The organism is Nocardia anocheti (genome assembly GCF_029675105.1).
Classification (GTDB): domain Bacteria; phylum Actinomycetota; class Actinomycetes; order Mycobacteriales; family Mycobacteriaceae; genus Nocardia.
In genome coordinates this window covers 1-238 of the sequence record NZ_JAQQFV010000039.1, presented here as the reverse complement: position 1 = coordinate 238, position 238 = coordinate 1, and the positions used below count along the sequence as shown (strand labels likewise).

Annotated in this window: 1 protein-coding gene; it reads right to left on the bottom strand. The window is 69.7% G+C overall.

Annotated elements, in window-relative coordinates; translation table 11 throughout:
* On the bottom strand, window positions 1-238 hold a 238-nt coding region (locus QC180_RS30175; protein WP_278266260.1), incomplete at both ends, for an acyl-CoA dehydrogenase C-terminal domain-containing protein.

Sequence of the window (238 nt, the reverse complement as noted above, 5' to 3'; positions counted from 1 at the left end):
GCCAGCCGATGAACAGGTCGCCGACGGCCATCAGGAAGCGGACCGAACCCAGGCCGACCTTGTAGAGCTCGGTCGGCTGCTCCTGGGCGCCCATGAGGTGGCCGGTCAGGGTGGCGGCCATGGTCTGGACGTCCTCGAGCGCGGTGGCCAGCAGCTTGCGCTCGCCCTTGATGCGCTCGTTGGCGCCCTCGGCGTCGAGGAACTTCTGGATCTGACCGGCCACGTGGGCCAGGGCCAC